Annotated in this window: 7 protein-coding genes and 1 pseudogene; all 8 read right to left on the bottom strand. The window is 45.3% G+C overall.

Annotated elements, in window-relative coordinates; genetic code table 11:
* Nucleotides 1-559: pseudogene (locus Q0537_RS06395) on the bottom strand (hypothetical protein); the annotation flags it as partial.
* Nucleotides 559-1,146, bottom strand: coding sequence for a restriction endonuclease subunit S (locus tag Q0537_RS06390; protein ID WP_299226152.1), 588 nt, complete (start codon nucleotides 1,144-1,146; stop codon nucleotides 559-561). The gene Q0537_RS06390 and the pseudogene Q0537_RS06395, both read right to left, overlap by 1 nt.
* Nucleotides 1,133-1,798, bottom strand: coding sequence for a restriction endonuclease subunit S (locus Q0537_RS06385; RefSeq protein ID WP_297942719.1), 666 nt, complete (start codon nucleotides 1,796-1,798; stop codon nucleotides 1,133-1,135). The genes Q0537_RS06390 and Q0537_RS06385 overlap by 14 nt, the downstream gene beginning before the upstream one ends.
* Nucleotides 1,795-2,787: a RhuM family protein gene (gene rhuM, locus Q0537_RS06380; RefSeq protein WP_298987648.1), complete on the bottom strand. Its 993-nt coding sequence runs from the start codon at nucleotides 2,785-2,787 to the stop codon at nucleotides 1,795-1,797. Before rhuM ends, Q0537_RS06385 begins: the two co-directional genes overlap by 4 nt.
* Nucleotides 2,784-4,340, bottom strand: a complete 1,557-nt coding sequence (locus tag Q0537_RS06375; protein ID WP_299226149.1) for a type I restriction-modification system subunit M — start codon at nucleotides 4,338-4,340, stop codon at nucleotides 2,784-2,786. The genes rhuM and Q0537_RS06375 overlap by 4 nt, the downstream gene beginning before the upstream one ends.
* A gap of 145 nt (nucleotides 4,341-4,485) precedes the next feature.
* Nucleotides 4,486-7,749 carry a carbamoyl-phosphate synthase large subunit gene (gene carB / locus Q0537_RS06370; protein ID WP_299226146.1) on the bottom strand — a complete coding sequence of 1,088 codons (3,264 nt, stop codon included), beginning with the start codon at nucleotides 7,747-7,749 and terminating at the stop codon, nucleotides 4,486-4,488.
* Nucleotides 7,749-8,498, bottom strand: coding sequence for a rod shape-determining protein MreC (mreC, locus tag Q0537_RS06365; protein ID WP_299226143.1), 750 nt, complete (start codon nucleotides 8,496-8,498; stop codon nucleotides 7,749-7,751). The genes carB and mreC overlap by 1 nt, the downstream gene beginning before the upstream one ends.
* Entirely contained in the window at nucleotides 8,491-9,525 is a 1,035-nt protein-coding gene (locus Q0537_RS06360; protein WP_005869818.1) for a rod shape-determining protein, read from the bottom strand. The genes mreC and Q0537_RS06360 overlap by 8 nt, the downstream gene beginning before the upstream one ends.
* Between the last annotated feature and the right edge of the window lie 3 nt (nucleotides 9,526-9,528).

Here is a 9,528-nt window from a genome sequence, read left to right as displayed (position 1 = left end):
TAAAAAAATATTCCAGATCATCAAATTCGTGAGTTGATCGATTATCTGGTTCCGCTATATTTAATTCATTTATTACTTGCCTTATTAATACATAAAAAATACTCCAAATAAAAATACTTTCTTCTCCTTTTGAAATTTTAATATTGTCTTTAGGAGTATTGCCATCTATAAAAGAAAACGAAACTTCTGAAAAATTTGCATCGAATCTAGGTTCAAGCTTTTTGCCCACATAAAGCTGAAAAGTATCAATAACCTCTTTATCCAATCCTTGTTCTTGAAATACCCAGCTAGTAAAAGAATTCGGTTGTATTTTTAGTTTCGGCTCGACGTCATTTTCCATATCGTTATCCCAATAAAATAAATCCTGCGTAAAAGCATTATAATAAATAATTTTCTTTTGGCCAGAGTCACTGTTTTCATCGGTTCCTGATTCTATTAAATTTTTAAATTCTACAGATAAACGAGTCTTGCCCGTACCGTTAAAAGCATAAATTAGCTGTGCTTTCTCATTTGCACTTTTAAGCTGGCTAGCTATCTCATTAAGAGTACCTATAAACACTATATCTCCTTTTTAATTTCCGTAAAGCTTAATAGCCTTTCTCTGTAATATTCATACTGCTTTTGTCTTAGCTTTATCTCACACGGAAGGCCCTCGGCTATAGAGTTCACGAGCGTATCGAATTTGTCAAGGACTTCGACGATTTTGCGCTGGGTTGGTAGTGGTGGAACAGGGATTTTATATTCCAAAATAGCATTCTTATTTCCTCGTGGCATTTTTGCGCCTTTTGCATTTTTCATATTATAATCGAAAAATTTATCATCAGCCAAAATTTGATACAAATATCTAGAATTGACGCTTTCGTCGTTTAAACGCAAAACCAAAACGTCGCCACTTGCTCCACCAGTGCAGTCAGCTTGCCAAATTTTCTTTAAATAAGGACGAATATTGCCTATCAAAATATCGCCGCTTTCAAACTTAGTACAGTTTCCGCTCGCCGGAACGTATTTTGACGATACTTTCCCTGCTTTATTTTGAAGCAAATTTTCCACGCCGACGTAATTTAGCTCATTTAAAGAGTCAAATTTAATTCTATCGCTCGAGTAGTCTGCAATGCTCCTAAGTGTTTTTAGTTCATACCCCCCCATTTTTATTGAGCTCGTCAAAGCTTAAAAGGAAGTCGCGATAAAATTCGTATTGCTTTTTCCTAGCTGTAAGCTCTGCTGTAAGCTCTGCTGTAAGCAGCGTGAAACAGTCCAAAATGCGGACTATTTCACGCTGTACTTCCAGAGGAGGTACGGGGAGTTTGATTTTTTGAAATTTTGTTTTTGAAATATTAAAACGAGTTACTCCGTTGGCCGTCTTAATAATTTGTGCTCTCAAAAATTTACTTCTAAAAATATATTTTAGAAATTCTGGTTCAAATAAACTTAAATCATTTAAACGAAAGCCAAAGCAAAAACTATTTAAATAAATTGGTTCTTCTGGTTTTTTAGTAAGAACAGATGAAAATCCACATTCGTTTCTAGTTTCAGACGAGCCTGTAAATAAAACATCGCCGTAAGCAACTAAATTTTGCCTTTCATTATTTTCTATTTTTACAAATTCAAGCGCATTCAAATCTATACTTAAATTTGAAAAAACATTCATATAGGTTATATATTTTACGTTACCGTGTTTTACAAAATCATCTTTTGTTTTTCCGTTTAAACCACCATAAAAATAACCAATCTCTCCAAGCTCCCTAAACTCCACCCCTTGCGGACAAAGCTCGTTTATCAAATCAAAAATTTTACTCATTTCTTGCCTTTGTCTTTTAGCTTTAAATTTATACTTTTGACGGCGTTTATATATTCTTTCTCGACCGGAGTTAGGTTGTTTTGTCGGTATTTTGCATATTCGGTGTCAACTTTTTTCATAGCCTCGCTATGACTTACCGAGCCAGCATTTTGCAAAACGCCTTTGCCGTAAGTTACGCTAAATTTATCCAGCTCGCTTATCCAGTCTCTCATATACATCGGCTCGCGCTCGTACGCCTTCACCTCGGCAAGATCGAAAAACGCCGAAACCAAGCGATTTAATCTAAAAAGTTCATCCTCGCTTAGGTAATTTTTCGCCGTTTTAGCCTCGTTTAGCGTCGGCATTTGGCCTTTAAAATTTGTAAGCCCCATAAATTCTTTATCTCCGTTTACTCTACTAAAAATAATCTCGGAGGCGGTTTGCTCGCTAACGGCGTAATGAAGCTTGTTTTGAACTATTTTAAAAAATTTAATACTCTCGTCGCTTTTTGGATCGTAGTCGTAGCTAGTGGCGTAAAGGTCGAGTACTTGGCGATACATCGCTTTTTCGCTACTACGGATATCGCGAATGCGTTCAAGCAACTCTTTGAAATAATCGCCGCCGCCCGTGCCTTTTAAGCGTTCGTCGTCAAGCGCAAAACCCTTTTTTATATATTCTCCTAAGCATTGCGTCGCCCACTGACGAAACTGCGTACCGCGAGATGAACGCACGCGGTAACCTACGGCTATAATCAAAGGCAAAGGATAATAAGCCATTTTACGCTTTATATTGCGCCCGCCTTCATTTTGAACTGTCAACTGAAAGTTGACAGTTGCTTTTTCATCTATCTCATTTTCTAAAAAAATAGCCTTTATATGCTTGCTAATATTTTGTTTGGTCGTCTGGTAAAGTTCCGCGATTTCAAGTTGCGTCAGCCAAAGCTGTTCATCAAATTTTTGCAAAGAAAATCTTGACTTGCCATCGCTTGTCGTGTAAATAATAGCTTTCATATTTCGCTGCCCGAATTTATTTCCGCAACGATTTCGTCGATTTGTTCGCGCAAATTTGAGATTTTAGCCACGGTCTGCTTTATCCGTAAATTTAACTCGTTTATGTCGATAACCTCGCGTGTATCTTTTGCCTCGACATAAGAGCTTACGGCTAGATTGTAATCGTTTTGGACTATTTTTTCATTATCTGCGAGTGCGCATACATGGGCGATATCTTCTTTTTTACCAAAAATTTCTATTATTTTCGCAATGTGTTCGTCAGTTAGGACGTTGTTGTTTGTTCTTTTTTCAAAAAACCCGCTAGCATCTATAAACTGCGTTTTAGTCTCTGTTTTATGCTTTGAAAGAACAAGGATATTAACAGCTATCGGAGTGCCATAAAAAAGATTTGGGGCGAGCGCGATGACGGTCTCGACAAAATTTTCTTTTACGAGATATTCGCGGATCTTTTTTTCCGCACCGCCTCTATAAAAAATGCCCGGGAAACTAACTATCGCGGCTCTGCCTTTTGCCGAAAGGTAGCTGAGTGCGTGCAAGATAAAGGCAAAATCCGCCTTGCTTTTTGGCGCAAGAACGCCCGCAGGAGCAAATCTAGGATCGTTTATGAGCGTCGGATCGTCGCTACCGATCCAGTTGATGGAGTAAGGAGGATTTGAAACGATAGCGTCAAAAGGCCTATCGTCGCTAAGCTTTGGATCTAGTAGCGTATCGCCGAGCTCTATGTGAAATTTAGAGTAATTAACGTTGTGTAAAAACATATTCATACGCGCCAGGTTGTATGTCGTGTGATTTATCTCCTGGCCAAAAAATCCATCCTCGACCTCATGTTTGTCAAAACGCTTTTTAGCCTGCAAAAGTAGTGAACCAGAACCGCATGCTGGATCGTAAATTTTATTTACGCACTCTTGTTCGTGCATGGCAAGTGCGGCGATGAGCTTTGAGACATTTTGCGGAGTGAAAAACTCGCCGCCGGATTTGCCTGCATTCGCGGCATAGTTCGAGATAAGAAACTCGTATGCGTCGCCAAAAAGATCGATATGGTTGTCCTTAAAATCGCCAAAATCAAGCTCGGCCACGCCTTTTAAAACCGCTGTGAGTCGCCTGTTTTTCTCGGTAACGCTGTTTCCTAACCGATTGCTCGTAGTATCAAAATCAGCAAAAAGACCCTTTATGTCCTGCTCCGACTCATATCCGGCTGCTGAGCCTTCGATACTTTTAAAAATTTGATCTAAATCAGTGTTTAAATTTGCGTTATTATCGGCATTTTTTAATACATTTTTAAATAGCTGGCTAGGGTAGATAAAATATCCCTTTGTTACAATGGTATCATGCTTTATCGCTTCAAGTTCCGGTGAATCGTCAGACAAACTTGCATAGTCAAAATCATCGTCGTCACCCTCTATGTAATCCGTAAAATTCTCGCTGATAAATCTATAAAATAGCGTACCTATGATATATTGTTTAAAATCCCAGCCGTCAACAGCACCTCTTACTTCATTTGCAATACTCCAAATTTGGTTTTGCAAGGCCTTGCGCTGCGTTTCTTCACTCATTTAATAGTATCTCCTAAAAAAATTTTATGCATATAAAATGGGGGTGCTATCTATAAAATTTAGAAATTCCATACTCTAATTTTCGCAGTAAAATTATGCTTCCTAAAATTTTATCGCGGCACAGCGCTAGCGGAGGCTACTCGCGCTACCTACCGCTTAGATACTCCTGTAGCGTTTTAACTTCAAGCGCGGATTCGTCCTTTATCGAGCAGATCGAGCGCGTAGCCGCGATCGCCGCCTTCATCGTCGTAAAATACGGTAGCCTAAAGCGAAGCACGCTCTGGCGAATCTTCGCGGCGTCGGTAGAGTTTGATTTACTATCGCTAGTGTTGATGACGAGCGAAATTTCGCCGTTTTTGAGCTTGTCCTCGATATTTGGGCGACCCTCGCTAATTTTATAGACAAACTCACACTTTACGCCGTTTTCGCCTAGCAGCTTGTGAGTGCCACTCGTAGCCGCGATACTAAAGCCCGCGCTCGTAAGTGCGCGTGCAAGCTCTACGGCTCGCAGCTTGTCATGATCGGCAAGCGACAAAAATACCTTGCCGCCGCTTGGAAGCGCATTGCTCGCGCCGATTTGCGATTTAGCAAAGCTCTTGGCGAAATTTTCGCCGATACCCATCACCTCGCCGGTGCTTTTCATCTCAGGCCCCAGGATCAGATCCGCGCCCGCAAGCTTGTTGAAAGGAAAGACGCTTTCTTTGACGCAAATATGATTTTTAATACGCGGCTTTAAAATTCCCTTCTCTTCGACCAGCACGCCGAACTCGTCGTAAAATTTCAAAGCCTCGCGCAGATCCCCTTGCCACATTACGCGGGTAGCGACCTTTGCCATCGGAATTCCGCTCGCCTTGCTCACAAACGGCACGGTGCGGCTCGCGCGCGGATTTACCTCGATGATGTAAAGCTCGTTTTCAAAAATCGCGAATTGAATGTTCATAAGCCCTACTACGCCGAGATTTAGCGCGATCTCTTTGGTTTGGCGACTTACCAGATCGATCATCTCCGCGCTTAGGCTAAGCGGCGGCAAAATGCTCGCGCTATCGCCGCTGTGGATGCCCGCCTCTTCGATATGCTCCATTATCGCGCCGATATACATGTCGCGTCCGTCGCAGATCGCATCGACGTCAAGCTCGGTCGCGTCAAGTAAAAATTTATCTATCAGCACGGGAGAGTGGTGACTCACGCTCACGGCTTCGCTCATATACTGCCTAAGCTCGGCTTCGTTGTGTACGCGCCGCATCGCGCGACCTCCAAGCACGTAGCTGGGGCGCACGAGCACCGGATAGCCGATAGCAGCGGCCTTTTCGATCGCTTCGGCTTCACTTATAGCGGTATCGTTTTTGGGCTGCTTAACGCCGATGCTTGCGATAAACTCGCTAAATTTTTTGCGATCCTCCGCTACGTCTATCGTGCGCGCGCTCGTGCCGATGATCTTGGCTCCCACAGTGCTTAGGCGCTTGGCGAGCTTTAGCGGCGTTTGACCGCCGAAATGCACGATCACGCCGTCTGGGTTCTCGGCCTCGATGACCGCTCTAACGTGCTCGAAATCGATCGGCTCGAAGTACAAAATATCGCTCGTATCGTAGTCGGTGCTGACGGTTTCTGGGTTGCAGTTATACATTATCGTGGTGATGCCCATATCGCGCAGAGCGTAGCTGGCGTGCACGCAGCAGTAGTCAAACTCGATGCCTTGGCCTATGCGGTTCGGACCGCCGCCGATGATGAGGACTTTTTTATTATCTTTTGAAATTTTACGGCTTGCGATGGCGGGCGTTATGTTGGTGCTGGAGTACAGATACGGAGTAAGCGCCGCAAACTCGCCTGCACAGGTATCTACTTCGTTGTATTCAAGGTCGATGCCCTGTCTGGCGCAGGCAAAATGGATATCGTTTTGCGTAAGGCCCAGATTGTCCTTTTTGTTGATCAAATTTGCGATCATCTTATCGCTAAAGCCCCAACTCTTGGCCTGTCTCAAAAGCGCCGCGTCGTTGATGATATCCATATCGATGCGCTCTTCAAATTTTATGATCTGCTCGATCTGGCTCAAAAACCAGCGGTCGATCTTGCTAAGCTCGTAAATTTGATCCACGCTCATGCCTGCTCTAAAGCCCTGGGCGATATATAAAGCTCTATCTTGCTGCGCGTTGCGAAGCCCGAAGATGAGATCCTTTTCACTTAAATTTAGCTCCACGAAGCCGAAGTAGCCCTTCTCCAGCGAACACAGCGCCTTTTGGATACTCTCTTTAAAGCTGCGCCCGATCGCCATTACCTCGCCGATACTCTTCATCGCAGTGCCGAGATACGGGTTTGCGCCGGGAAATTTCTCAAACGCAAAGCGCGGAATTTTAGTCACGATATAATCGATCACGGGCTCAAAGCTCGCGGGCGTGCCGGTGATGTCGTTTTTGATCTCATCCAGGCTAAAACCCACGGCTAGCATCGTAGCGACCTTGGCGATCGGATAGCCCGTAGCTTTGGACGCAAGAGCCGAACTACGGCTTACGCGCGGGTTCATCTCGATGACGATCATCCGCCCCGTTTGCGGATTTACCGCAAACTGCACGTTACTGCCGCCGGTATCTACGCCGATCTCGCGTAAAATTTTAAAACTCGCGTCGCGCATCGCCTGGTATTCTTTATCAGTAAGCGTAAGAGCGGGTGCAACCGTGATAGAATCGCCCGTATGCACCCCCATCGGGTCGAAATTTTCGATCGAGCAGACGATGATGCAGTTGTCCTTATGATCGCGGATTACCTCCATTTCGAACTCTTTCCATCCAAGCAGGCTCTCTTCGATCAAAATTTCATTTATTGGGCTCACGTCTAGCCCATTTTGCGCGACCTCTTTAAACTCGTCAATATTGTACGCTACGCCGCTACCAGCTCCGCCTAGGGTGTAGCTGGCGCGAATAATGAGCGGAAAGCCGATCTCATTCGCCGCAGCCATTGCCTCTTCGATATTGTAAGCGTATTTGGATTTAGGCAGATCCATTCCGATCTTAATCATCGCCTCTTTAAATTTTACCCTATCCTCGCCCTTTTTTATCGCTTCAGGCTTGGCGCCTAGAAATTTTACCCCCGCTAGCTCGCCGCTTTCGTAAGCCTGCATCGCGACGTTTAGCGCGACCTGTCCGCCCATCGTAGGCAGGATTGCATCGACGCCCTCGCGCTTTATGATACGCAAAATGCTCTCTTTGGTAATCGGCTCGATATAGGTAGCGTCAGCAAAATCGGGATCGGTCATAATGGTAGCGGGATTGGAATTTATTAGCACTACGTGGTATCCGAGGCTCTTTAGCGTCTTGGCAGCCTGCGTGCCGCTGTAATCGAACTCACACGCCTGACCGATTACAATCGGACCGCTGCCGATCAGCAAAATCGTCTTAATATCATCTCTTTTGGGCATCAATTTTCCTTTGTAACGACATACAAAAACGCCGGCATCTCGGAGCTCACGTAGGGCTCTACGACGGCGCTTTTGTATAACTTTCCGTTTTGAATCTCTTTAACCTTTCCTACCGGCACGCCGGCAAAAAAAATCCCGTCCTTGCCGCTGGTAAGCACCTCATCGCCTACCTTGGGATCGAGCCACTGCGGGATGTATCTAACCACGAGCTCGTTTTTTTCGCCGCCCGCGACGCCAGGAATTTGAGTAGCTCCTATGAAAACGGAGAAGTTGCTCTTTTCGTCGCGCTGTAAGATCGCAAGCGGGCGTCCGTCTTTATTTACTAAAATTCCTGCAGTTTTACCCTCGCTGATGAGGCCGTAAATTTTGTTTGGGTCAAAATTTTCAAAATTTACGAAGAATTTATTGTAGTCGTTTAAATTTGCATAGCTCAGTGCCTTTACGAGCTGGACTTTGGGCTCATAAACAGAGCTGTTTTTGTCGATCAAAATTTTATTGAGCTCGCCCGCGAACGTACTAAGCAGCATCGCCGATTTTTTTAGCTCGGCATTTTCTTCTCGTAGAGCTTTGATCGTCTCTGCCTGGTTAAAATGCTCGTTCACAGCGCTTTTTACCCGATCGCTCACGCCGTAATAAACCTCTAAAATTCCCCTCGCGAAGCCTACGAACTTGCCGTGGATATACGAGCCGAATGTTAGCGAAACGGCTACCAGCAAAACCGCGACGAGGAGGAGTTTGAGATTAGTCATTTGCCGCTTGTTTTAGCGATTTGATCTCTTCTAGGGCTTTGCCGGTGCCGTTTGCGACGCACAGCAGCGGCTCATCCGCGACAAAAACCGGAAGTTTTACGGTGTCGCTTAGATACTTATCCAATCCGCGAATGAGCGCGCCGCCGCCCGTTAGCACGACGCCGTTTTCGACGATGTCGGCGGCGACTTCTGGCTGAATGCTCTCAAGGACAAATTTCAGCGCATCGGCAATCTCTCTGATCGAGTCTTTGATCGCCTCTCTAACGTCCTCGCTCGTAAGATCGACCGAGCTTAAAAGCCCGCTGATCTGGTCTTTTCCTTTGACCGTGTAGGTAAGATCTTTTTGCTGTTGCACCGCCGTACCGATCTTGATCTTAATCTCCTCGGCCGCACGCTCCGAAATAAGCAGGCTATATTTTTCTTTGACGTAGTTAACGATGCTAGCGTCGATCTTATCGCCCGCGACGCGAACGGATTTGGCGCTGATGATACCGCCTAAAGAGATAACGCCGATCTCAGTGGTACCGCCGCCGATATCCACGACCAGCGAGCCGCGCGCTTCATTGACCGGCAAACCCGCACCGATCGCCGCAGCCATCGGCTCTTCGATTAGATAAACCTCGCGTGCGCCCGCTATCATCGCGCTTTCTCGCACGGCTTTGCGCTCGACCTGAGTTAGCCCGTAAGGTACCGAGATGATGATACGCGGGCTTACGAAAAAGCGGCGCTTGTGGGTCTTTTCGATAAAATATCTAATCATCTTCTCCGTCATATCAAAATCCGCGATAACGCCATCCTTCATCGGGCGCACCGCTTCGATGTCGCCAGGAGTGCGTCCTAGCATCTCTTTAGCCTCGGCGCCCACGGCGATGATCCTTTGCTTGCCGTAGCGCTCGTTTTGTACCGCGACGACGCTCGGTTCGTTGATGATGATGCCTTTATCTTTTAGCAGCACAAGCGTGTTTGCCGTGCCTAGATCAATACCCATATCCCTGGAAAATAATCCTAGAATCGAATCAAGTAACATTTA

This window comes from uncultured Campylobacter sp. (genome assembly GCF_938017775.1).
Classification (GTDB): Bacteria; Campylobacterota; Campylobacteria; order Campylobacterales; family Campylobacteraceae; genus Campylobacter_B.
The sequence above is the reverse complement of the archived record's forward strand: the minus strand, read 5'-3'. Positions and strand labels throughout refer to the sequence as shown.